Source organism: Paenibacillus chibensis (genome assembly GCF_004001045.1).
GTDB classification, from domain to species: Bacteria; Bacillota; Bacilli; order Paenibacillales; family Paenibacillaceae; genus Paenibacillus_AQ; species Paenibacillus_AQ chibensis.
On sequence record NZ_BIMK01000030.1, the window covers coordinates 95,148 to 118,823 of the forward strand.

General features: G+C 53.9%; 22 protein-coding genes. 16 read left to right on the plus strand and 6 right to left on the minus strand.

The window, feature by feature from the left end:
- Positions 1-14 precede the first annotated feature (14 nt).
- Positions 15-926, minus strand: a complete 912-nt coding sequence (locus PCH05_RS20380; protein ID WP_127605290.1) for a LysR family transcriptional regulator — start codon at positions 924-926, stop codon at positions 15-17.
- A 241-nt stretch (positions 927-1,167) separates the two neighbouring features.
- Between PCH05_RS20380 and PCH05_RS20385 the strand changes: the two genes are divergently transcribed.
- The 4 genes from PCH05_RS20385 (at position 1,168) to PCH05_RS20400 (ending at position 5,306) form a co-directional block, all read left to right on the plus strand.
- Entirely contained in the window at positions 1,168-1,836 is a 669-nt protein-coding gene (locus PCH05_RS20385; RefSeq protein ID WP_127605292.1) for a succinate dehydrogenase cytochrome b558 subunit, read from the plus strand.
- 15 nt (positions 1,837-1,851) lie between these two features.
- A complete protein-coding gene (sdhA, locus tag PCH05_RS20390) occupies positions 1,852-3,597 on the plus strand; it encodes a succinate dehydrogenase flavoprotein subunit (protein ID WP_127605293.1) in 1,746 nt (581 codons plus the stop codon).
- Positions 3,598-3,612: 15 nt separating this feature from the next.
- Positions 3,613-4,377, plus strand: a complete 765-nt coding sequence (gene sdhB / locus PCH05_RS20395; protein ID WP_127605295.1) for a succinate dehydrogenase iron-sulfur subunit — start codon at positions 3,613-3,615, stop codon at positions 4,375-4,377.
- Positions 4,378-4,664: 287 nt separating this feature from the next.
- Positions 4,665-5,306: an ion channel gene (locus PCH05_RS20400; protein WP_127605297.1), complete on the plus strand. Its 642-nt coding sequence runs from the start codon at positions 4,665-4,667 to the stop codon at positions 5,304-5,306.
- A 13-nt stretch (positions 5,307-5,319) separates the two neighbouring features.
- On the opposite strand, the gene PCH05_RS20405 is transcribed toward PCH05_RS20400, so the two are convergent.
- Positions 5,320-6,699, minus strand: a complete 1,380-nt coding sequence (locus tag PCH05_RS20405; RefSeq protein WP_127605299.1) for an aldehyde dehydrogenase — start codon at positions 6,697-6,699, stop codon at positions 5,320-5,322.
- Positions 6,700-6,819: 120 nt separating this feature from the next.
- On the opposite strand from PCH05_RS20405, the gene PCH05_RS20410 reads away from it, so the two are divergent.
- The 3 genes from PCH05_RS20410 to PCH05_RS20420 all read left to right on the plus strand — a co-directional run bounded on the left by PCH05_RS20410 (position 6,820) and on the right by PCH05_RS20420 (position 9,329).
- Positions 6,820-7,680 carry a metallophosphoesterase gene (locus tag PCH05_RS20410; protein ID WP_127605301.1) on the plus strand — a complete coding sequence of 287 codons (861 nt, stop codon included), beginning with the start codon at positions 6,820-6,822 and terminating at the stop codon, positions 7,678-7,680.
- 69 nt (positions 7,681-7,749) lie between these two features.
- A complete protein-coding gene (locus PCH05_RS20415; RefSeq protein ID WP_127605303.1) occupies positions 7,750-8,334 on the plus strand; it encodes a GNAT family N-acetyltransferase in 585 nt (194 codons plus the stop codon).
- A 26-nt stretch (positions 8,335-8,360) separates the two neighbouring features.
- Positions 8,361-9,329, plus strand: coding sequence for a DMT family transporter (locus PCH05_RS20420; RefSeq protein WP_127605305.1), 969 nt, complete (start codon positions 8,361-8,363; stop codon positions 9,327-9,329).
- A 152-nt stretch (positions 9,330-9,481) separates the two neighbouring features.
- Here PCH05_RS20420 and PCH05_RS20425 read toward each other — a convergent pair whose 3' ends face one another.
- Both PCH05_RS20425 and PCH05_RS20430 read right to left on the minus strand, forming a co-directional pair.
- Complete coding sequence (locus tag PCH05_RS20425) at positions 9,482-10,291, minus strand: histidinol-phosphatase (RefSeq protein ID WP_127605307.1); 810 nt, start codon at positions 10,289-10,291, stop codon at positions 9,482-9,484.
- A gap of 37 nt (positions 10,292-10,328) precedes the next feature.
- Positions 10,329-11,231 (minus strand): LysR family transcriptional regulator, encoded by a 903-nt coding sequence (locus PCH05_RS20430; RefSeq protein WP_127605309.1) that lies wholly within the window; start codon positions 11,229-11,231, stop codon positions 10,329-10,331.
- A 400-nt stretch (positions 11,232-11,631) separates the two neighbouring features.
- On the opposite strand from PCH05_RS20430, the gene PCH05_RS20435 reads away from it, so the two are divergent.
- From PCH05_RS20435 to PCH05_RS20455, 5 genes are all read left to right on the plus strand, one after another.
- On the plus strand, positions 11,632-12,090 hold the full coding sequence (locus PCH05_RS20435) for a chemotaxis protein CheX (protein WP_127605311.1): 459 nt from the start codon (positions 11,632-11,634) through the stop codon (positions 12,088-12,090).
- A 67-nt stretch (positions 12,091-12,157) separates the two neighbouring features.
- On the plus strand, positions 12,158-12,931 hold the full coding sequence (locus tag PCH05_RS20440) for an SDR family NAD(P)-dependent oxidoreductase (RefSeq protein ID WP_174806285.1): 774 nt from the start codon (positions 12,158-12,160) through the stop codon (positions 12,929-12,931).
- 158 nt (positions 12,932-13,089) lie between these two features.
- Positions 13,090-14,490, plus strand: coding sequence for a DEAD/DEAH box helicase (locus tag PCH05_RS20445; RefSeq protein ID WP_127605313.1), 1,401 nt, complete (start codon positions 13,090-13,092; stop codon positions 14,488-14,490).
- 34 nt (positions 14,491-14,524) lie between these two features.
- Positions 14,525-15,271 carry an ABC transporter ATP-binding protein gene (locus PCH05_RS20450; RefSeq protein WP_127605315.1) on the plus strand — a complete coding sequence of 249 codons (747 nt, stop codon included), beginning with the start codon at positions 14,525-14,527 and terminating at the stop codon, positions 15,269-15,271.
- A 1-nt stretch (position 15,272) separates the two neighbouring features.
- Complete coding sequence (locus PCH05_RS20455) at positions 15,273-16,493, plus strand: ABC transporter permease (protein WP_127605317.1); 1,221 nt, start codon at positions 15,273-15,275, stop codon at positions 16,491-16,493.
- A gap of 341 nt (positions 16,494-16,834) precedes the next feature.
- Here PCH05_RS20455 and PCH05_RS20460 read toward each other — a convergent pair whose 3' ends face one another.
- Complete coding sequence (locus tag PCH05_RS20460) at positions 16,835-18,136, minus strand: aminotransferase class I/II-fold pyridoxal phosphate-dependent enzyme (RefSeq protein ID WP_127605319.1); 1,302 nt, start codon at positions 18,134-18,136, stop codon at positions 16,835-16,837.
- A 128-nt stretch (positions 18,137-18,264) separates the two neighbouring features.
- Positions 18,265-18,924, minus strand: a complete 660-nt coding sequence (locus PCH05_RS20465; RefSeq protein WP_127605321.1) for a pyridoxamine 5'-phosphate oxidase family protein — start codon at positions 18,922-18,924, stop codon at positions 18,265-18,267.
- A 167-nt stretch (positions 18,925-19,091) separates the two neighbouring features.
- Here PCH05_RS20465 and pdxR point away from each other — a divergent pair, with 167 nt between their 5' ends.
- The 4 genes from pdxR (at position 19,092) to PCH05_RS20485 (ending at position 23,674) form a co-directional block, all read left to right on the plus strand.
- Positions 19,092-20,543, plus strand: a complete 1,452-nt coding sequence (gene pdxR / locus PCH05_RS20470; protein ID WP_127605323.1) for a MocR-like pyridoxine biosynthesis transcription factor PdxR — start codon at positions 19,092-19,094, stop codon at positions 20,541-20,543.
- Positions 20,544-20,597: 54 nt separating this feature from the next.
- The gene (locus PCH05_RS20475) at positions 20,598-21,383 is read left to right on the plus strand and encodes an AraC family transcriptional regulator (RefSeq protein ID WP_127605325.1); all 786 of its coding nucleotides are present in this window, start codon (positions 20,598-20,600) and stop codon (positions 21,381-21,383) included.
- A 403-nt stretch (positions 21,384-21,786) separates the two neighbouring features.
- Positions 21,787-22,797 carry a phosphotransferase enzyme family protein gene (locus tag PCH05_RS20480; RefSeq protein WP_127605327.1) on the plus strand — a complete coding sequence of 337 codons (1,011 nt, stop codon included), beginning with the start codon at positions 21,787-21,789 and terminating at the stop codon, positions 22,795-22,797.
- Between the two features lie 22 nt (positions 22,798-22,819).
- Positions 22,820-23,674 carry an SDR family oxidoreductase gene (locus PCH05_RS20485; protein ID WP_127605329.1) on the plus strand — a complete coding sequence of 285 codons (855 nt, stop codon included), beginning with the start codon at positions 22,820-22,822 and terminating at the stop codon, positions 23,672-23,674.
- Positions 23,675-23,676: the final 2 nt, after the last annotated feature.

Consider the following 23,676-nt stretch of genomic DNA (forward strand, 5'->3'; position numbering starts at 1 on the left):
TGTTTTTTATTGGACTAGGATTGCTGGGAATGAACGTATTGACCGAAAATAGACTGGGTTTCCTCAATCCAGCGTTTGGCACCGGCGCTTAATCCTCCGTTTTCCGTGTAGATCAGCGAGGTCGTACGGCGGGTTTCTTTGAGCGCAGGGATATGAATACTGATCAAATCATTGTCGTCGAGCAGCTGCCTGCGCAGGTACGACTTAGGGAGCAAGGCAGCCGCCTTGCAGGCCGGAAGCAGACGTACGATCGCCTCGAACGAGTCCATCTCCATACGGATGTCCGGCACGACGCCGGCGCGGTGAAAAAGTTCATCGGTAAGTTTACGATACCAGGTTCCCGTAGAGAATATAATCATGGGAAGTCCGTGAAGCATTCCCATTTCCACTTCGGCCTGCTCGATGAGCGGGTGGTTTTTGGGGAGAACGAGCTCCAGATGATCGTCGAACAGCGCGGTGCAGCGCAGGCCCGGCTCTTCGATGGAGGAGGCGACGATGCCGGCATCCAGCTTTTTATCGCGTACGGCGGAGACGATTTCATGCGTTTTGCCCGTGATGAGCTTCAGTTCGGCTGTCGGATGCTTTTCCATAAAAGCGGTTACTAGAGGCGGAAGGGTCGTCTGCAGCGTCGTCAGGCTGGCGCCAAGCGTGACGGAGATTTGTTCGTCGCCCTTATACTTCGCGATCATCTGCATGAATTTGCTCTTCTGCTGCCGCTGCTCCAAGGCAAAGTTGTAAGCGGTCTGCCCGAAGGCAGTGAGCTCGAGCCTCTTGCCGCGCCGGTTGAAGAGACTGACGCCCAGCTCGTCCTCCAGCTTGCTGATTTTGCGGGACAGCGCAGGCTGTGACAGATTTAGCAGCTTGGAAGCTTTATTCAGGCTGGACTGCTCGACGATGGTTGCGAAAACGTCCAAATCCTCAAACATTCACAACACCTTCTTTATATTATTATGAAATGAATCATTGCGAGAAAGCATCAAGTTTGGTTACATATGCATCTAAATTATAATGATTAATAATTATATTGCAATTCCATTATAAGAAAAAAAAGAGTAACATGAAATATGCCACAAGTTGTTCACACTTATGATTCGATGAGAATGACTGTGAAATGACGAAAAATGTAATTTGAAAACGTTGTAAAGTGAGAAAGGGGCACGTCAATCTATGAATGGTTATTCTTCCAGAAAGCTGCATTCGCTTCTTGGAGTCATTCCGCTCGGCTTGTTTTTCATTGAGCATGCGCTGACGAATTTTGGCGCATTTGAGGGAGGTCCCGAGCGGTTCAACGCCGGCGTTAAGCTGCTGAACGACCTCCCGCTTATTTACGTGCTGGAGTGGGTGCTGATCTATCTGCCGCTGCTATACCACGGCATTTTCGGTTTGTATATTGCCTACCAGGCCAAGCCGAATAACGGTCGCTTCCAGTATTCCCGCAACTGGCGCTATTTGTTCCAGCGGATTACAGGCGTCATTACCTTCGTGTACATCGTTTGGCACTTATACGAAACCCGTATACAGGTAATGCTCGGCAACGTAACCCATGAAGAGCTGGGCGGCGTGATGCACAACATCATGACTCAGCCTGGGCTGTTCGTTCTGTACCTCATCGGCGTCGTATCCGCATCGTTCCACTTCGCCAATGGTCTCTGGTCCTTCTTGGTAAGCTGGGGCATCACGGTGGGCCCGCGTGCGCAGCGCGTATCTTCTTACGTCTGCATGACGCTGTTCGTCGTCGTGGCGCTGTTGTTCGTGCTGTCCATGGTTGCATTCCGCAGAGCGGAGTTCCAGGAAGCCACCGTATTGCTTGACACTGTGAAATCAGTTTTTAGTTAAGGAGAGTGAGCGTGAATGGCAACAAATAATATTATTATCGTGGGCGGCGGTCTGGCTGGCCTGATGGCTACCATCAAATCGGCGGAAGCAGGCGTCCATGTTCACTTGTTTTCTTTGGTTCCTGTCAAAAGATCGCACTCCGTTTGCGCGCAAGGCGGTATCAACGGAGCCGTAAACACCAAAGGTGAAGGCGATTCCCCGTGGATCCACTTTGACGATACCGTGTACGGCGGCGACTTCCTCGCCAACCAGCCACCGGTCAAAGCGATGTGCGAAGCCGCTCCAGGCATTATCCACTTGATGGACCGCATGGGCGTGATGTTCAACCGCACGCCGGAAGGCCTGCTGGACTTCCGCCGTTTCGGCGGTACCAAGCATCACCGCACGGCGTATGCCGGCGCGACAACCGGCCAGCAGCTGCTCTACGCACTAGATGAGCAGGTTCGCCGCCATGAATCCGAAGGCCTGGTCACCAAGCATGAACATTGGGAATTCCTGTCGGCCGTCATTGATGACGACGGCGTATGCCGCGGCATCTGTGCGCAGGATCTGCGCACGATGGAAGTCCATACGTTTGCAGCGGATGCCGTTATTCTCGCGACTGGCGGTCCCGGCATCGTGTTCGGCAGAACGACCAACTCGGTCATCAACACCGGTACGGCAGCAAGCGCTGTCTATCAGCAGGGCGTTCATTACGCGAATGGCGAATTCATCCAGATTCACCCGACGGCGATTCCAGGGGATGACAAGCTGCGTCTGATGTCCGAATCCGCACGCGGCGAAGGCGGCCGGATCTGGACGTACAAAGACGGCAAGCCTTGGTATTTCCTTGAAGAGAAATATCCGGCATACGGCAACCTCGTTCCGCGGGATATCGCAACACGCGAAATCCATGACGTGTGCGTAAACCAGGGACTCGGCGTTAACGGCGAGAACACGGTTTATCTCGACCTTTCGCATAAGGATCCGAAGGAACTGGACGTGAAGCTTGGCGGCATCATCGAAATCTATGAAAAATTCGTAGGCGATGATCCTCGGAAAATTCCGATGAAGATCTTCCCGGCCGTGCATTATTCCATGGGCGGTATGTGGGTGGATTACAACCAAATGACGAACATTCCGGGACTGTTCGCAGCTGGCGAATGCGACTATCAGTATCACGGTGCAAACCGCCTTGGCGCAAACTCGCTCGTGTCCGCGATCTATGGCGGCATGGTAGCCGGTCCGAAAGCGGTCGAATACATCAAAGGCTTGAAAAAGTCGGTGGCGGACGTATCCTCCACGGTCTTTGACAGATACAAAAAGCAGCAGGAAGACAAGTACGAAAGCATTCTTAAAATGGACGGCAACGAGAATGCATACGGCATTCATAAAGAGCTGGGCGAAATGATGAACGCCAACATGACGGTGGTTCGTTATAACGACAAGCTTGAGCAAACGATCGGCAAAATCAAAGACATGAAGCAGCGCTACAAGAACATCAACATCAACGACAAATCGCGCTGGAACAACCCGGGGGCTTCCTTCACGCGCCAGCTGTGGAACATGCTTGAGCTGGCCGAGGCGATGACGCTCGGAGCATTGCTGCGCAACGAAAGCCGCGGCGCGCATTACAAGCCGGAATTCCCGGATCGCAACGATGAAGAATTCCTGAAAACCACCAAAGCGACTTGGACGCCGGATGGTCCGGAAATTTCTTATGAGCCGGTTGACGTTTCGTTGATCCCACCACGGATCCGCGACTATTCCAAAGAGAAGTAAGAAGGGGGATTTGACATGGCGGAACAAACTGCTTCTACCAAAACAGTGAAGTTTATCATTACCCGTCAGGACAGCCCGGACGCTGCAGCTTATGTCGAGGAGTTCGAGCTTCCTTATCGCCCGGGAATGAACGTAATCAGTGCGCTGATGGAAATTCAGCGTAATCCGAAGAATGCCAAGGGCGAAAAAGTAGCACCGGTATGCTGGGAATCAAACTGTCTCGAGGAGGTTTGCGGAGCTTGCTCCATGGTGATCAACGGCAAGCCTCGTCAGGCCTGCGCAGCGCTGATCGATAAATTGGAGCAGCCGATCCGCGTGCAGCCGATGAGAACGTTCCCGGTTGTTCGTGATCTGATCATCGACCGCAGCCGCATGTTTAACGCTTTGAAACGCGTTAAGGCGTGGATTCCGATCGACGGCACCTATGATCTCGGTCCCGGGCCTCGTATGCCCGAGAAAAAACGCCAATGGGCTTACGAGCTGTCCAAGTGCATGACTTGCGGCGTTTGCCTCGAAGCTTGTCCGAACGTGAACGACAAAACCGACTTTATCGGTCCTGCGGCCATTTCCCAGGTTCGTCTGTTCAATGCCCATCCAACAGGCGAAATGAACGCCGACGAGCGTCTGGACGCCTTGATGGATGACGGCGGCATCGAGGGCTGCGGCAACTCGCAGAACTGCGTACGCTCTTGCCCGAAAGGTATCCCGCTGACGACGTCGATCGCGGAAATCAACAAGCAGACCACCAAGCATCTTTTCAAAAAATGGCTTAGCGTGTAGCATCAAGACGCCAAGCTTCATCCAAGTGCCTCCGGCCCTGCAGCATCATCGCTGCGTGCCGGAGGCACTTTTTTTATATCTGAAAAAAAAACGAAGCAGGGCATCCGTCAAAAGGGAAAGTTTCCAGATGTCCTTCGGCTGGGTGCCTCAATGATATTTTTAGAAGAATGTGTTTAGAGGGCCGCGCCGGGGTAATCAAAATTAAGGCCTTCACAGACCGATCTAACTAAATTGCAGATGACGGGTCCATGGACCGGTGATATCTGTATGCGGGAGCGTGCTCTTTCATGTCATGGTGGATGTGGATTCTTAATGTAGCGGGTCTGATGATGCTGATGTATATTTTTTACAGCCTGGAGAAGAAATGGACGAGCAAAGCGGTGCTGCTGGCGCCTATCATGATCTATGTGCTGGTATCCTTGGAGGATTTGTTCGGGGTCATCGACCTGATGAAGGTCGTCCCGGGAAACGGGGGGATGAGGGCGCTGATCCTGCTGTTCTGCCTGGTTTCCGTTATTTTTTATGTTTTGTACATATTCAGCCGGATCGCTGAATCCGTCTTGAACCAAAAGAAGGTGTACATGAAGACACTGCTGATACGGATCAGCACGGCCGCGCTGACCTGCGTTTGTTTCTTCACCATTATCTATACGTCCATTTACAAGCTGTTCGGGCATCATACGTTTGACGGAGAGAACATCGGCAACGATTTGCTCAGCCAGCTCATCTCCTTCTTATATTTCAGCGTGGCGACCTTTGTTACCGTGGGGTATGGAGACATTGCACCCGTAGACAGCACCTCCAGGCTGGCGGTCATCATGGAAATCTGCTTCAGCTTTATTACGGTGGCTTATGCATTGTCGATGCTGAGCGTTTTCCGCAGGATTTTTAGTCCCGGTCCCGATGACAAGCTGCCGGAGGAGCTGTAGGGATGTTTACTTCTTAAGGCTTCATCAGCTTGCGCAAGTATTTCAAGCCGTTTTTGGAAGAAGGATAACGGAATTTGAAATCGAATAGCTGGGTTTGCTTCAGGACGCTTTTATAATGCGTAAAGGTATCAAAGCTGCCCTGTCCATGGTACGCTCCCATTCCGCTTTCGCCGACGCCTCCGAAAGGAAGATAGGGGGTCGCGATGTGCATCAGGGTATCGTTGATGCAGCCGCCTCCGTAAGACACGCTGCCCACGACCGTCTCCTCGATTTCCGGCTCGCGGGTGAACAAATACAGGGCCAGCGGCTTCGGACGGTCGTTGATCATATCCACGGCTTCCTGGATGCGGTCATATTCCAGGACCGGCAAAATCGGGCCGAAGATTTCCTCCTGCATGACAGGCATATCCCAGGTTACCTCATCCAGAAGTGTCGGTTCAATGGCCAGGATCTCCGGTGCCGTTTGGCCGCCGCAGGCGACGGTGCCGTTATCCAGAAAAGAAGCGAGGCGCTTGAAATGCTTATCGGATACGATATGTCCATAAGACGGATTGGATATGGGGTCGGAGCCGTAGAACTCCTGAATGGCCTCCTTGATGCAGGCAATCAGCTCTTCTTTTACGCTCCGGTGCACGAGCAGATAGTCGGGTGCGATGCAGGTCTGGCCGGCGTTTGTGAACTTGCCGAAAACGATACGCTGGGCGGTGAGCTTGAGCGGAGCATCCGCATGCACGATGCATGGACTTTTACCGCCGAGCTCCAGTGTCAGGGGAATCAGCTGCTTGGCGGCGCTCTCCATGACGATTCTGCCGACGTTGACGCTGCCCGTGAAGAAGATGTAGTCCACCGGCTGGGATAACAGCGCCTGGCTCACCTCAGGGCCGCCTTGAGCGACCGCAACATACTCTTCATCAAAGACACTGCCGAGAATATCTGCGAGCAGGGAGGACATGGCCGGCGTCAGTTCCGAAGGTTTCATGACAGCGGTGTTGCCGGCAGCGAGTGCTCCGATCAGCGGGCTGACGGCCAGCTGGAAAGGATAATTCCACGGGGCTATAATCAGTGTGGTGCCGTATGGCTCGGGAATGAGTCTGCCCTTGCTGCCGATATGCGTCAGCGCGGTTTTGGCCTTCTTTGGGACCATCCAGCTTTTCAGATGCTTGATCGTAAATTTGAGTTCCTCGTAAACGATGCCGATTTCGGTCGAATAGGCTTCGAATTCGCTCTTGTTCAAATCCCTTTTTAATGCATCGATGATCTGCTTCTCGTGAGCGACCAGGGCGTCTCTCAGCCTCTTCAGCTGGCGGAGCCGGTACTCATACGTCCGGGTAGCCCCGCTCCTGTAAAAATGTTTTTGTTTCTGAATAAGGTTTGCCATGGTATCGTTATACATAACAGCATCATCCTTTTCCGTTCATTCTATGAAAACAAGATTTAAAAGACTTTTATGGCCTCACGAAGCTGTTCTCGGGACTTGATTTTCTTATTTTATTATACAGGGAGTTTCATTGAAATGAAAAACAACCCGGAGTCCGGTATGATGACGCGGCGGACGTTTTTGAAGCGCAGCGGAGCGGCCATTTTGGGTGCCGGTATGCTCACCGGTGGATACGCCTGGCTATGGGAGCCGCGTCAGCTTGAGGTGGTCCGCTTGACCCTGCAATGTCCCAGGCTTCCGAAAGCTTGTGACGGTTTGAAGATTGCGCAGTTCAGCGATCTCCACTTGGGATTTCATTCGCACATCAGCGATATCGAGCATCTGGCGGAGGCGCTGCGGGCGGAATCACCCGATATGATCTGCTTTACAGGGGATTCCGTGGATGCCGGCGTGGATGCCATGCCCGGCTATATCCCACTGCTTGCTTCCATGCAGGCTGAATACGGCAAGTTTGCAATTCTCGGCAACCATGATTATCTGATTCATCCGAACCGTGTTTCCGGCCTGCTGCAATCGGCAGGCTTCCGTGTCCTCCGGAATGAGCATGCGCTGGTGGAATATGAGGGTGAGCGGATCGCCATCGTCGGGCTGGACGATCAGCTGATGGGCAGCCCGGATCCATTGCAGGGTCTTAGCGGCGTTCCGGAGAATATGTTTACCCTGCTCATGATGCATGAGCCGGACTATGCGGACACGGCGGTGTTATATCCGTTTGATCTTCAGATTTCCGGGCACAGCCATGGAGGCCAGGTCAGGCTGCCGCTTTTGGGAGCACTGATGACGCCGCCGGGCTCCAGACGTTACATTATGGGAAGCTATGAGATCGGTGAACGCTTGATGCCGCTGTATGTTAATCGAGGTATCGGCGAAACCCATCTGCCCATCCGGTTGATGTGTAAACCCGAGCTTACGGTTTTGACGCTGCGGTCGGGCTAACCCCCGATTGCCGGGCTCGTGGGCCTTTTGTTGTCAGCTGTGGTATAGGGAAGAGAAGGAGGGGATGGGATGTTCGCGGAAAAGTTTCCATTTTCGCCGGTGCTGGCTGGGGAGCGTCTCACGCTTGAGCAAATCGGAAAGAAGGATGCGCCAAGCCTCCTTGCGATTCTTTCCGACCCTCTTGTGATGAAGTACGTTACGCAGGGCTCATTCTTCAGTTTTGCCAGATCGCGCCGCGTTGCGGCCGAACTGCTGGATGCGCGTAGAGAGGATTCGATGCATTACGGCATCTGGCTTCCGGGAGCCGACGGCCCCGCCGGGGTCGTGTCCCTTCAAAATGTACGGCAGGGACGCCGGGATGCCATGATCGGCTACATGCTGGACCGAAGATACTGGAATCAAGGTTTGGCCACGGAGGGCTTGGGGGTTCTGCTGCGCTATGCGTTCAGCGAGCTTCACTTGCTGCGCGTGGAGGGCCGATGCCATGCGGTGAATACCGCTTCGGTACGGGTGATGGAGAAGAACGGGATGGTGCTTGAACGCACTCTGTCGCAAAAACGATTGCTTTTTGCGGCTCCGCTTGAAATGAAAATATACAGTCTTACGGATCAGCAATATCAGTCCCGCCGCGCGGATGCTGAAGCAAACCGGTAGGATTGAAGGGAGATTCGTGCAGCAAGGTGAAGGCAGAAACTTGGTTTAAGCATCCGGCTGGCATTTTGATCAGCTCCGCGGGGGCAACGCTGCTCTGGGGGAGCGCACTGCCGGTCATAAAAATCAGCTATGAGCATTTTCATATCGATTCAGCAAACGTGTTTGGAGAATGGGTTTTCGCAGGGTATCGTTTTGCGCTGGCAGGACTCATTCTAATCGTGTTGGCCCTGCTGCTCGGGCATACGCGCAGCAGCGGCAGAAAGCCGCTAACCATACCCCGCGTGGTGCGTCTGGGCTTCATCCAGACCTTCATGCAGTATCTCGTGCTGTATGCGGGGCTGAGCTTCAGCTCGGGCATCGAAGGATCCATTCTGGTTGGTTCCACCTCGCTGTTCCAGATCCTCTCTGCGCGGCTGATGGACAAGTCGGAGGGTCTAAGCCTGACCAAATGGTTCGGGCTGCTGCTCGGCTTCCTGGGCATTCTCGTCATGGGATTCGGGCAGCAGGGAGTCCAGTTCCATTTCGGCATCGGCGCTTTGCTATTGCTTGCGTCGGCGGCATTCGGCGGCTTCGGCAACGTGCTTTTCCGGAAGGAAAGCGCCGGCGAGTCCGTCATTGCGCTAACGGGCAAGCAAATGCTGGCCGGAGGCTTGGGGCTATTGCTGGTAGGAGCGGTGAGAAGCGGATTTGCGCCGTTTCATTTTGATCTGCGGGGCTGGCTGCTTCTCGCGTATTTATCGGTGCTGTCGGCAGCGGGCTTTGCCCTGTGGAATACGGTCATGAAGTACAATTCCGTCGGCAAGGTATCCCTATACCTTTTCCTGATTCCTGTATTCGGCGTATTGCTGTCGTCGGTGCTGCTGGGTGAGAGGGTTTCAGCCTGGATCGGATTGTCACTGGCGCTGGTGGTTGCCGGAATTGTGATCGTGAACCGTTCCGGACGCAGCGTTAAAGGGAAAGGACAGCTTCAAGAGAAGGCTCGCAGAAGCATGTAATGAAAGAGGTAAGCTTTGTAACACAATTGAAATATTGCTGTTATGCGTCTCTAACAGAGATGGGGTACTCTTATTGCATGACCCCCTTTTTGAAAATATAAATGATGTTTGGGACCCGCTCGTGACGGGTCCATTTTTTTTGCCTAAAAACGTTAAAGCGGTACGCTGACCCGTTGTTTATTTTTGTAATAGACCCATTCCGTAAAACCGATGTCCTTGAGGCGGGCGGCGACTGTATCAAGCTCATCCGCCACGCGGGCTGGTTTATGCGCATCGGATCCGAACGTCACGTCTACGCCAAAATGGCAGGCCCGTTCGAGAATGGCATCCGACGGATACCAGCCGCCGCTTAGTTTTGTTTTGCCGGACGTGTTGATTTCAATCGCGACGCCGCATTGCGCTATGATTTGCAGCGTTTCATCCAGCACGGCCGTGGCCGGAATATCAGAAAAGGGCGGATAATTGCCCTTCATGGCGTCAATGTGGCCAAGAATTTGAAACATGCCGCTGCGGGCAGAATCTTGAATGAGCCGGTAGTAATCCTCCTTAACCTCGATATGCTCCTTCTCGCTGAGACCCTTCCAGCGGTTTTTGTTAAAAATGCTGACCCCGCGGACGCTATGAACCGATCCGATGATGTAATCAAAGGGATATTCCGAAAGGATGCTGCGGTACAGCGGCATATGCTCGGGAAAATAATCCGATTCGATGCCGAGCAGCACGTCGATTTTGCCTTCATATTCCTGTTTCAGCTGCAGCACTTCGTCGACGTAGTGGACGAGCTCGGATTTGCCCATCGCGATACGCGGGAAAGCCTGATCCTCTTTTTCACCGAAATAAGGGGTGTGATCGGAGATGCCGATTACCTGGAGGCCTGCGGCGATGCCGGCTTCCACATAATCGCGGATGTTCCCGTCCGCGTGGCCGCAGCGGAAATGATGGGTATGAAGATCGAATTTCATATGAGAAAACTCCTTCCAAAAGAGAATGTGGCGGACATTATTCGGAGCTGATGAACTGGGTTTCCGGCATGCCCTTCAGGTCGCTCAGAAACTGCTGCATGGCGGAATTGAGATATTTGCCCGATTTATAGATCAAACCGACGGGATGGCTGACCTCAAGCTCGCGCAGCGTGATGATTTTAAGCGTGCCGTGCCGCAGCTCGCTCGCCACCGATTGCTTGGACATGATCGCCGCGCCCAGGTCGATTTCGACCATCCGCTTGATTTCCTCGCTGCTCGACAGCTCCATCACGATATTCGGCGTAATGCCGTGCGTTTTGAAAATTTCATCGGAAAAGCGCCTGCCGACCGTGTCTGGCGAGAGCAGAATGAGCGGCGTATCCTGAAGCACCTCTGTGGAAACCGTCGTTCTGCGGGCCAGAGGATGGCGGGGCGAGACGATGAGCTCGAAGGTGTCGTAATAAAGCACCGATGTGATCAGATTGGGATTGCGTTCGATCAAGTATCCGATGCCGACATCGATTTGCCCGTTTTCGACGCTCGTATAAATCTGCGAAGAGGCCATGGACTGGATCGACGTTTTGATCAGCGGAAATTGGTTTTGAAAATAAGAGAGCACCCGGGGCAGGATCTGAATCGCGATTGATGTCGTTGTGCCGAGAACGATATGGCCTTGTGGGATGTGTTCCAGGTCGGACAGCCGCTGCTTCAGCTCCTCCACGACGGCGAGAATGCGTTCGGCATGCTCAAGGAATACCTCCCCGCGGTCAGTCAGCGTTACCGGCTGATTCCGGTCGACCAGAACGGTTTTGAATTCATCCTCCAGGCTCTTGATTTGGGCGGATACGGCAGGCTGGGTCAAATTAAGCAGTTCTCCCGCTTTGCGGAAGCTCATCGTCTTCGAGATGGTAATCAGCGTCTCCAGTTGACTGATGTTCATGCAGTTCCTCCTTAGACCTTATTTGTACCCTGAAAGCTGGACTTTCGATCCTATGTATATCCTTTCATTATATGGGATTCGGAAAAACGCCGCAAACCAATCAGCACCAGAGTCGCGGGATATCGCATGATTCCGTGCGATTTTTAAAATAGAATCTACAAAATTCGTCACGGTATTCAAAATTACAACTAAAGGACCGATATATTTATCAGGCTTTCACAAGTTCATTTCCTAAATAGGAAAAAAGAATCGATAATAAGGGTATTTATACCCTGGTTAGAAAATCAAGTGTGAATTTTTGGTGATTTATTTAGGGCTTTACCGTATAATTGGTTCAAAGAGAAATGGGACTTTTGGAGCGTGTCCTGCATTCTATTGTGGAAGGGGTGTTTTAGCAGATATGAAAGCGGAGGTTATCAATCCTTTTCTGGAATCCGCGAAGCTTGTCATCGAGCAGGTTATTCAGGTTTCACCCTCGACGGGAAGCCTAGGAATCAAGACCGTGGAGTTAATTCAGGACCATATATGGATACATATCGGAATGACCGGACAGCTGAGCGGAACGATTATGTTCGGCATTCATGAGCGTGTTGCACTGCGGATGGTTTCCGTGATGATGGGCGGATACGTGCTTACCGAGATGGACGAGATGGGACAAAGCGCCATTTCCGAGCTTGGCAACATGATCAGCGGGAACGCGAGTACGATTTTATCCAATCAGGGAGTAAGCGTCGACATTACGCCACCCAAAGTGGTGAAAAGCGAGCAGGTTACTTCGTTCCTTCCGCAAAAGGCGCTCAGTATCCCTCTCTTAATGGATGGTATCGGAGAACTGGATATTCAGGTCATGATTTCATAAAATAGAGGTATCCATGCGTACAGACGGTTACGTTTGGCTGTGCGCTTCCTTGGGAGGAAATGAAATCATGTTGGAGAATAAAATCGTCGTCATCACCGGCGCCTCAAGCGGGATCGGCCTGTTGACGGCGCGGCTTCTGAGCAGTGAGGGAGCGGTCCCGATTCTGGTTGCACGCTCGCGCCACAAGCTGGAGGAGGCCTCGGGCAGCATTGCCGGGAAGCATGAGATCAAGGAAATGGACGTGACCCGGGACGATCAAGTGAAGCAGGCGATGCAGGATATCCTTCAGGCTCACGGTAAAATCGATATTTTGCTGAATAATGCGGGGTTCGGTAAATTTCAAAATGCCGTGGATATGCCCCCGGAGGAATTCCAGCGGATGATGGACGTGAACTACATGGGGACGGTACGCTGTACGAAAGCCGTTCTTCCCCATATGCTGGAACGCCGCAGCGGGCATATCGTGAATGTCGCTTCCATGGCGGGCAAAATCGGCACGGCGAAGTCTACCGCCTACACGGCAACCAAGCACGCGGTGCTTGGTTTTAGCAATGCGTTGCGGCAGGAGCTCCGCGAGAGCGGAATTAAGGTTTCCACCGTCAATCCGGGTCCGATCGATACGCCTTTTTTTGATATCGCGGATCCATCCGGCGGTTACGTGAGCCATGTGGAATGGCTGATGATGAAACCCGAGCATGTGGCCAGCAAAATCGTTCAGCTGATGAAGACCGGCAGGGAAGAACTTAATCTTCCCCTGAAGGCTGCGGCAGCGATGCGCTTGTATCAGCTGTTTCCGCGGCTTTCGGACAAGCTGACTTACAGGATGATGAATAAGAAATGACTGGCCGGCTCTATCGTGAGCCGGTTTTTTCTTGTGAAAAAGGGTGGCTCTCTGTCTGCTCTGGGAAATTACTTTTGGTGGTGGCGCTCTTTTATCATATAATAAGTAGTAATGACTATAAGGCATGTTCAAAAATCAGGTTTAAAGGATGGAAATAGATGAGCTTAACTTTATTTACAACGTTGGGTGTCGATCAGCGCTTGATCGATGGCCTGTCGGAATACGGAATTACAGAGCCGACTCCGGTACAAGCGGAGGCCGTACCTGCAATATTGAAAGGGGCAGACGTGCTGGCACGTTCACAGACGGGAACTGGCAAGACGTTAGCGTATTTGCTGCCCATTTTGCAAAGCATCGATCCGGAGCTGAAATCGCCCCAGAAGCTGGTGATTGCGCCAACCCAGGAGCTCGCCATGCAGATCGTCAGAGAAGGCGAAAAGTATGGGCAGCTGCTCGGAATTCAGGTGCTGGGTCTGATTGGAGGCGCAGCCCTCAAACGCCAGGTGGAGAAACTGAAGCTGCATCCGCAGCTGGTGGTAGGAACGCCGGGCAGGGTCCGCGAGCTGATCGAGGTCCGCAAGCTGAAAATGCATAACGTAGGTACGATTGTGGTGGACGAAGTGGATCAGGTATTTCAGCTCGGTGGAGCCGGCGACGTCGACCGGATTCTCCGCAGTGCCCTCCGGGACCGGCAGCTGGTCTTTTTGTCGGCGACCGTAAGCGAGGAAACGGCTGCACTCGTCAAACGAGAGATGCAAAGTCCGGTAGAAATCGGCATCGACCCGGACCAGTCCACGGCCAAGGGACTCGAGCATATTTATTTTGCAGGGGAAGAGCGGGACAAGATGGAAAATCTACGCCGGGTCATCCGCCATTACAACCCGAAGAAAGTGATGGTTTTCGTCAATCAGACCGAGACCATCGGGGAATTGCAGTCCAAGCTCAACTTCATGGGCTTGTCTGCAGAAGCCTTGTATGCAGATGCGGATAAGATGGCCAGAAGCCGGGTATTGAGCGGTTTCCGCGCAGGCAAGTTCAAAGTGCTCGTTGCGAGCGGCGTGGCCGCGCGCGGATTGGATATCGAAGGGCTTGAGATGGTCATCAATTATGATCCCGCGCCGGATTCCGAGCATTACGTGCACCGCGCCGGACGCACGGGACGCATGGGACGCAGCGGGCTTGTCGTCTCGCTCGTCACGAACCGGCAGATTTTTATTATGAATAAATTTGCCAAAGAGCTTGGCATCACGCTGGCGGAGCGCAGGCTCTACGGTGGTAAGGTGCTCGAGCCGAGAACGGCATCCACCATGAAAGCCCAGTCCGTGCGGCCAAAGCCTGCTGGAGCAAGCAAGGGTTCCAAGGCAGCGATCTCCGGAGAAGGCGCGGCGAAGAGCCGTTCAAGCAGGGAAGAAGGGCGCAAGGCATCCGGTCCGGCCAAAAGCAAAGGCGAGCCGTTCCGCGGAGGGAAACCGACCGAGCGCCAAAGCCGCAGTGAACGGGAGCAGGACCGCAAGAACAAAGGGGCGCCGAAATGGCTGAAGGATAAGAAACGCCCTTAATGTACGGATGCAGGAAACTCATGGAGGTGAGCCAATGAACGGCAATACGGTGCTGGAAATACAGGGGTTAAGCGGCGGTTACAGCTTGAATCGGCCTGTGCTGCATAATATTTCCTTTCAGGTCAAGCCCGGCGAAATGGTCGGGCTCATCGGCCTGAACGGTGCGGGGAAAAGTACAACCATGAAGCATATTCTCGGACTCATGAATCCCCAAAAAGGCGAAATCAGAGTGCAGGGCAAGAAAAGGGAAGAAGACTCGGAAGCCTATCACGGCTCGCTCGCCTTCGTTCCGGAATCGCCGCTGCTGTACGAGGAAATGACGGTGCGGGAGCATCTGGAATTTACGGCAAGAGCCTACGGCGTGGCACGAACGGATTATGAGGAACGCGCAAACAGGCTGGCTCAGATTTTCCGCATGCAGGATAAAATGGACAGCCTCTCGACGCATTTGTCCAAAGGGATGCGGCAGAAGGTGATGATTATGTGTGCTTTCGTCGCACGCCCTTCGCTTTACATCATCGACGAGCCTTTCCTGGGACTGGATCCGCTTGGCATCCGGTCGCTGCTTGATTTTATGGTCGAGCTGAAGGAAGGCGGGACTTCCATTCTGCTCAGCTCGCATATTCTGTCGACGATCGAAAACTACTGCGACCGGTTTATCGTACTGCATCAGGGCAGCGTGATCGCTCAAGGCACGCTGCAGGATATCGCCGCGCAGGCAGGAACTTCCGGGGCGGGACTGGAAGAGATGTTCTATACCCTAGTGCAGGGCAGGGATTGATATGAATTTGGCACAGTTAAGATCCGAACGCCGCAGCCGTTTCTGGGGAAAAGAAGTGCTGCCGTATCTCGGCTATGTCATCCAGAGCGGCGTGGCGGTGCTGCTGCTGTTTCTGCTAATCGCGTTTTCGGCATGGTACACGTCCCTGGTCCAGCATATCCCCGCAGGACTTCCAATCCGCTGGATCATGCTGATTCTGCTCGTGCCGCTCACGGTAAACAGCAGCTTTCGAACGTATTTGCAGCCGGCGGATACCGTGTTCCTGCTGCCGCAGGAATCGAGAATGAATCATTATTTTAACGCCAGCTGGATCAGCGGCGTCGTATATAAGCTGCTCGGACTCGCCCTGCTATTTTTGATTTCGTGGCCTCTTTACGTCCGCAGTGACGAAGCTCCCAAAAGCTGCGGGTTGTTCCTGGTTGTACTGATGGCCTTGAAGCTGGTATCCAGCTATGGGTGCTGGAAAGAGCTGCGGATGGTGTCACGGCGAGCCGCGATGTCTTACCGCATTCTTCGCTACGTTATTATCGCGCTCGCCGTTGGGGCATGGTTATGGCAGCCGGTGGGCCGAAGCCTCATCTTTATCGTGCTGATCGCTGTCACCTATTTCGTGGCGCTTCGGGTTCCTGCCAAGCATCTCGTGGCATGGGAAAGACTGATCGCCCAGGAGAAAACGCATAGCGGACGCGTTCTGATGATGCTGGGCTGGTTCGTGAACGTACCGGGCAGACAGCAGCGGATTTACGCCAGAAAATGGCTGTCCTGGGCCGGCAATCGCATACCTTGGAAACCGGGGGCGGCCTACCGCTATCTTCTGATGAAGAGCTTCGTACGCAGCGATATTCTGGGGATCGTGCTGCGCGCGGGAATTCTCGGAGCGCTGCTCGTATGGTGGACCCGCGGCGGCATGCTCGGAAGCGGGATCTATTTGTTTTTTGTTTTTCTGGCCGGAGTGCAGCTGTCGTCCCTTCTCCGTTATCACAGTGAATCCTTCTGGCTGCATGTGTATCCCATTCCACCCGGCAGCCGGCGCACGAACGCGATCGGTCTTGCGTTTCAGATCCAGCTGCTCTTTGCGTTTCTGATCTGGCTGCCGCTTCTTGGGGCGATCGGCGAAAAGCCAGGGGCCGTTTTGATAACCTTGGCTGGCGGGATCGTGCTGAGCCTGCTCTTTCGTTTCTTCGCAGGACGCAAGAAAACGGCCGATGACGATGACGAATAGCTGCAGATATGCCAAACAAAAAAGCAGAAGATCGGGATTTCTCCCGGCCTTCTGCTTTTTTTTAGTTCAGCTGAAGCATGGATTTAAAGGTAGTGGATTACACCCAGAAAGAACGAGTGATGATGACCAGGAGGATGAAGAGAACCAGGATTGCTCCCGTGTTACCAAATAATCCAGGTCCACAACCGTATCCGTATCCGCCTCTTACTTCTTCGCTCATTGTTCATTCCCCTTTGCAATGGAGTGTTTTAGTTACACCGTATCTTATGTCTAGGGGAATGACTGTGCTTGGGCAATCACCCGTTCCTCAGCAAAAAAATCAATTTATGAATCGCTTTGCCTTATTTATTTTTCAGATCCTGAATGCCTTGATACACCAGGTCAAAAAGCTCTTCCAGGTACTCTTCCTCGATGCAGGAGAAAGCGACGCGCAGATCATGATCCCCGAGAGCGATCGTACCGACGCCGTATTGGTGAAGGATGTGCGTACGAAGCTCCTCCGCGTTTACGTCCTTCAGCTTCAGGCACATGAAATATCCCGAGTTGAACGGATAGTATTCCCATACGTCCGTGTATTTGCCGCTGTCGAGCAGCGTTTTGACTTTATTGGCGCGGCCCTTCATGATCTGGAATTTCTCTTCCTTCTGAGCATGGAACTCCGGTGACTTGAGTGCCTCGAGCACGAAGGTTTGGGAAGGATGGGCGCCGCTGGAAATGGTGGCGCGGATTATGCCAAGCGTCTTTTGCTCAAGCGCATGAATCACTTCCTTGCTGTCGGAGGCATAGGTAATGAATCCGACGCGGAAGCCCCAGACGAATTCCTCTTTGGTAGCACCGTCGACTTTGACGGCGAGCACGCGCGGATGGAGATCTGCCAGCTTGCCGAACAGGGATTCCTTCAAGGAATCTTCGAAGAACAGCCCGAAATATGCGTCGTCGGTCACGACAACCACGTTAATGCCTGCTTCCGCAGCTTCCTTGACGGCGGCGACGATTTCGTTGCCTTCCTTCAGTCCAGGCGTGTAGCCCGTCGGGTTGTTCGGGAAGTTGAGGATGACAATTGCTTTGCCTTTGTCCTTCTGGGCGAGCAGCGCCTCCCGCAGTCCCTGGCTGTTGAACGTCATTTCCTCGGTGAAAAGCGGATAGTTTACGATCTCGGCATGACGGCGGATACCGAAAGTCAGCTCGTAATTCTCCCAGTTTTTGTCGGGATAAATGACGGCGTCTCCTTCGTTGACGAACAAGTCGGCAACGATGCTGAGTCCGTGCGTCAGCGCGTTCGTGACGATCGGGCTGCTTAGCGATTTTTCACGCAGGGAAGGGTTCTCTTCTCTCATTTTGGCGAGCCAAGCCGTTCGGAGCTCAGGTTTGCCTGCCGGCGGGGCATAAGGGTACAGATCCTTCGGCTGGAATGCGGAGAGCTTGCTTTGAATCACGTCCAAATGCATCGGGATACCGCCTTCGGTGGCAATGCCGATCGTGGCGTTGTACTTTTTGGCATGTCCGGAAGCTTCGGCCGATTGGCTCAAAATGCCTTCTTTCGGGAAATAGATCTCTTTGCCCAGCGTGGACAGCATGTCGTACACATGCGGATTGCCGGATTTGACGCCTTCGTTCAATTGTTCAGCAAGTGAGTTTAACATTTCTTCCATCCTTCCAAGATCGGTTGTGAGGTCAGGCCTTTGGAGCAAAACCCCATGTAAGGTTTTCCGTTTTTACTGCCTAACATTATATCATCTGCGGATGGAACCGTCACGGAAAATGGCACTTTTTAGTACTCTTCCTCAGCGGCGGATGTTTCTTTATTTTTCTTCCGTTCACGTTTCGCCGGCACGCTGCTTCGGATGAGCTCAGCGGTTTCCGGATCTCTCGCGAGGCCCCGCGATTCCAGCCCGCACAAGACCTGCTCCCGCTTGTCTTCTGTCAGGTTCTGGCCGAATTTGAATTTGGCGCTGATGTGATCGGCGGCGATTTTGACCACGGCCACATTACGCAGCCGGGAGGTGTATGCCGGATTCGACGCCTCGATCGGGTCATACCCGCCTTCCGGCTGCAATTTTTTCATCAGCAGGGAGAATGCCAAAGCTTTCTCCTCCAGATCCTGGACCACCTCGGCGCGGCCGCTTGCCGTTACGCTTTTGAAATAAGCCGTGGCAGGGCAGGCAAGGCTGGGATCGCTAAAGTAGGAAGGAATGACCGCATACTCGTCGGCCACGCTGAAGCTGACATGGGGATTCGATTTCAAATGCTCCATCTTTTCGCCGATCCGGCTGCCATGGAAGTAAAATACACCGCCCTCGTAGACGTAATTAAGGGGCGTTACTCGCGGCCTTCCGTCTTCCCCGACGGTACCCAGAAATCCAAAGCTCATGCCGGCTAAAAATGATTCGATTTCCTGGTTTTCCGTAACACTGAATTCTTTTCTTCTCATCTGCGTGTCCCCCGATTAATGTTTTGTGATATTGTTGACAGCATAATGCAGACATTGACAAGGAAAAAGATCCAATTTAGATTAAAATTTATAGTCCAATTTGATGCGGATGGTGAAAAACATACATACGGATCGGGGGTCCGGCTGGATGAGGAAGGGGATTAAACATGGAGCTCACACTTCATATGCAGGCTTATCTGGAAAAGCACCGCTTCAAGTATCTGGCTCTGTACCATGCCCTCCGGGAAGCGATTCAGGACGGTCGTTTGCCTGGGGGCACGAGACTGCCTTCAACGCGCGATCTGGCGCAGCAGTACGGCTTGTCCCGGGGCGCGGTGGGTCAGAGCTATGACATGCTGATGGCGGAAGGCTACGTGCATGCCGAGATCGGAAGAGGGACTTACGTGACACAGGCGGGCTATTCCCCTCCTCCAGCGGAGAAAATCAAGGATACGCCCGTGCAGCTTTCGAGCTGGGGCAAACGGCTGTCTGTGCTGCCGGGTGGCCCTTCGGATCCGGCCGTGCGGGCGGAAATCAGCTTTATCAATCAGCCGATGGAAATGACACGCTTTCCGTATGAGGAGTGGCGAAGCGCGCTCTCTTACGCCGGCGGGCGCGGAGGGAGCAACCTGGAGCATCGGGCACCGCCAGAAGGAGACCGGCAGCTGCGCGAGGCCATCGCCTCCCATCTGCGCGTGACGCGCGGCATTATGGCCCGTCCGGAGGACATCGTTCTGTTCAGCGGCTCGATGCAGGCCATCGTGCTGCTTTTCCAGCTGCTGCTTAACGAAGGGGAAACCGCCGTCGTGGAGAATCCCGGATTTCACGGCATCCACCGGGCCGTTAAGGCCTGCGGCGGCACGATCATCCCGGCAGCCGTTGACCGTCAGGGAATTCAGCCGCAGGACTGGAATTCAGGGATTCTCTTTGTCACGCCGAGCCGGCAATACCCGACAGGAGCGGTGCTCAGCCTGCAGCGCAGGCGGGAGCTGCTGGACTGGGCGCAAAGGCATGATGCAGTGATTATCGAGGATGATTACGACAGCGAATTCCGGTTTGGCGGCAGGCCGATCGAGCCGCTTAAGGCATTGGACACACGGGAGCGGGTCATCTATATCGGATCGTTCTCGCAAACGATGTTCGGCGGTCTAAGGCTCGGTTATGCCGTGCTGCCCGGAGGGTTGGTAAAGGCCGCAGTCCGTGCCAAGGCGCTGTACGATCCGATGTCTCCGGGGGTTTTGGAGCAGCGGGCGCTTGCGAGATTCATGTCGAAGGGCGGATATATGCGTCATATGCGCCGTCTGACCAGGGTATATGGGTCAAGGCATCAACGTTTTATGCTTCTGATGAAGGAGAAAGCCGGCGATATTTTCGAGCTCATGCCTGGAGACGCAGGGCTGCATGTCTATGCAGACTGGCGCAAATCTTGCGAAGAATACAAGGCATTCTGCAAGGCGGCGAACCAACGAGGCGTCGATTTTCGGGATGCCCGGATGTACCGGCTGGATGAAGGTCCGCCCGCGGCCTGCTTCGGATTTGCCCATCTGGCGGAGGAGAGGATTGAAGAAGGCGTGGCGAGGCTGGCCGCCGCCTGGCAGGATGTGCAAAATCTCTCGTAAAAGAGTAAAATATGGTGGTATGAATTAAGTTTATATGTTAGGGGGAGTGACGACATGCTGCATGCGTCGCCATCTTCTTTTCAAATACTGCCTTCCCTGGCGAAGATCGTATGCGAGCCGGGATGGAAATGGCAGAAGCGCGAAAAGGCGCTGGAAAACTATGATTTATTTTACGTATGGAGCGGCGAAGGGACGGTCATCCGCAATGATGAGTCCTATGAAGTCGGCAAGGGCAGCTGTTTTCTGTTCAGGCCCGGAGATCACACGAGCGCGGTCCACAATCCGCAGAAGCCGCTCGTGCTTACCTACAGCCACTTCAGAATTTCGGAACCGGTGAGCGAGATTCCGCAACCTTACCGCCGCTTGAAAGAAACGGTTGATTTCGAATATATGCTTGCAAGGTATGTGAGGCTGTTTCTCGTCAATACCTTTGCCGCGCAGGAGGAAGGGCAGCTGATCCTCAAGCAGCTGATGATTCATCTGCTGCGGCATGACCGTGAGCAGCCGGAGGAGAAGAAAGTCAGCAACCAGCTGACCGAGGTGATCCACGAGATCGCGAACTACGTGCAGCAGCATCCCGGCAAGCCTCATCGCGTCGAGGATCTTGCAGCCCGTGCCGGTCTGTCTCCCCGCTATTTTTCTATCAAGTTCAAGGAATTGATCGGAACGCCGGTACAGTCGTACATTATCCGGACGCGGATCGAGCGCGCGCAGCATCTGCTGATTCACGCCGGCATGAACGTGACGGAAGTGGCGGATGCGCTGGGTTACCGGGACATCTTTTTCTTCAGCCGGCAGTTTAAGCAGTACACGGGCAAAAAGCCTTCCGAGATCCGCTGATCTCCTTCGTTTGTTTCGGCTGTGTAAAGCCCGGGTAATGAGGGTGAAGAAATGGCGGTTGCATGGAACGAAGGGAGGTCAGACGCGGATGACGTACAGACGCAGAATACGCAGACGCGATGTATTTGCAGGCGGACGCAGTATGGTCCGGACCCGGATGCGCCGGTATAAGGCGAGCGAGCCGGCAGTTGATTTGTGGTTTTGATGATGTTATTCATAAAAGCAGCACGGGCGTCTCAGCCCGTGCTGCTTTTTTTGTTATGCTGCCCAAGGTGGCGGCTGACGGAAGGAGAGAGGCGTTGAATGATGACCCTGCTTTCGTATGCCATGTCTTTGCCGCAAATATGTTATTCTAGCATTACAGCAAGGATGAACATAGGAACATGAATAGGGGGCACGTGATATGAACGAAGCTTTTAACGCGGATTCGGAAGATAGCAGACGTATGCTGCTGGCACAGGCAGAGGCAGCTTTGACGGCCGCATTGGAGCAATATGACCTCAAGGAGAGGGAGATTGCTTTTATCCAGGTATCGGAGCATGTAACCTATAGGATCGAAGAGGAAGGCGGCAAATCGTATTTGCTGCGCATTCATCCGGGCACGGCGCCTTCCCGGGAAATCGCCTCCGAAATGGAGTGGCTGAGCTATTTGAGCAAAGTCCATGGCTTACAGGTACCGACGGGGGTGGCGAATCGCGCCGGCTTGAGCCTCACCGAGGTGGAAACCGAGCGGGGACGACAGTGGAAGGTCACGGTACTGCACTGGATTGAAGGCGATCATTTCGAGGGTCAATTCAGCGAAGACCAGATCCGGCAGATGGGTGCCCTGATGGCCCGGATGCACCGGGCAGCGAGCGAATTCGAGGCTCCGGAAGGCTTCGTTCGGCCCATCTGGGATGAGGCACCTTTCGAGCAGGCGGTCGAAAGGCTGAAAAAGCATTACCGAAGCTATTTGAACGAGGAAGAATTCCATTTATATGAGCAGGCGGCAGCCAAGGTTACAGCCCATATGTCCACGCTGGAGCGGACGGCGGACACCTTCGGCATGATTCATGCCGACTATCATGAGGGAAACCTGATATTCCATGAGGGCGAATTCCATCCGATCGATTTCGGCCGCTGTGGCTACGGGTATTACATGTACGATCTGGCCCAGGCTTTCATCGGCCTGTTCCCGCTGCAGCGAGCATTGTTTCTGGAGGGATACGAAAGCGTGATGCCGGTTTCCTTCGGCCCGGACGGCGTGCATGTGCTGGAAACCTTTTTCATCAAATCGCTGATCGAAAACCAAAGCTATCATGCCCCGCATTCCTGGGAAACGGCCGAGCTGCGGGACAGCAAGCCGTACAGCGTGGCTTTGATTCGCCATTATCTGGAGTCCAAGCCGTTTTTATATAACGGCATTCCTGTCTAACGGAACAGAGGAGGTCAAGCGATTGGAAGACACGGGGAAGGAACCGGTTGCGCTGGTCACAGGCAGCTCCAGCGGGTTCGGAATGCTTATATGCGTTGAGCTGGCCTTGCGCGGCTTTAACGTGGTGGCCGGTATCCGTAGGTTGGAGGCGGCCGGTATGCTGATGGAAGCCGCAGAGCAGGCAGGCGTGCGCGAGCGTATCGATGCTGTGAGGCTGGATGTGACCCGGGATACCGACGTAGAGCAGATGGCGGAGCATATCCGCAGTCGCCACGGCTGCCTGGATGTGCTGGTCAACAATGCGGGAACGGCATACGGCGGCTTCATCGAGGAGGTGCCGGCTGAGGTATGGCTTGCGCAGATGAACACGAATTTTCACGGCATGGTACGTGTGACGCAGGCGGTGCTCCCCCTCATGCGGGAGCAGGGGAAGGGCAGAATCATCCAGATGAGCAGCATCAGCGGGCGTATCGGCTTTCCGGGCTTCGGGCCTTACGCTTCCTCGAAATTCGCCGTGGAGGGCTTCAGCGAATGCCTCGCCCTGGAGGCAAGGCCCTTTGGCATCGATGTGGTCCTGGTTGAACCGGGAGCCTACGGTACGCCAATCTGGGAAAAGGGCTTTACGCAGATGAGCACGCGGCAAGGCTCGCCTTACGAGAGCATGCTGGACAAGGTGCTTGCATTTTCCCGCAAGAGCGCAAGCCAAGGAGGCGATCCCAAGGAGGTCGCCAGACAGGTTGCGCATATTGCTTGCATGAAACGCCCCGCTTTCCGGTATGCTCTTCCGCGCAGCACCCGGCTTACGATTCGGGCCAAGGGCGCGGTGCCGGGCCGCCTTTTTCAAAGGCTGCTCGCGATCGTGCTTGAGCGGTCATAGCC